This window comes from Vibrio sp. D173a, from assembly GCF_030248475.1.
Genome location: NZ_JAHGAH010000733.1, coordinates 1 through 493 on the forward strand (window position 1 = coordinate 1; position 493 = coordinate 493).

Annotated in this window: 1 protein-coding gene; it reads left to right on the plus strand. The window is 39.8% G+C overall.

Translation table 11 applies throughout. The features are described from left to right. The coding region (locus KIV40_RS28890; protein WP_285352657.1) for a GNAT family N-acetyltransferase at positions 1-409 on the plus strand (409 nt) is incomplete at its 5' end. Positions 410-493 lie beyond the last annotated feature (84 nt).

The window sequence follows — 493 nt, forward strand, 5'->3', positions numbered from 1 at the left end:
TGATGAGTTTAGCCATAAAGAGAGCGTAGAGTCTCTCTCTGCTCGCCTACAGGGTAAAAAGCAGTTGGTATTGGTGGCAGAAGAGCAGGGGCAACTACTCGGATTTAAAATTGGCTACCAATTGGATGAGCATACCTTTTACAGCTGGTTTGGTGGCGTGTCTCCATTGGCACGCAATAAAGGGGTGGCTCAATTGCAATTGGACGTTCAAGAGCAATGGGTACGAGATCAGGGCTATAAACAGCTAAAAGTGAAGTCTAGAAATCAATTTTCTTCGATGCTGAGACTGCTGTTGAGAAACGGCTACATGATAGAAAATTTTGAAGAAAAAGAAGAGATTAAAGAGAACAGACTCCACTTCGTGAAGCAGATGCAAGATGAAGAATCGATGACAATATCAATTAAATGAGATTTATTATCATTTAGTGGTTGACTATTAAATGAGAATCATTATTATTAACTTCGTCTTAGGGAATGAGGAAATGTTCACAAG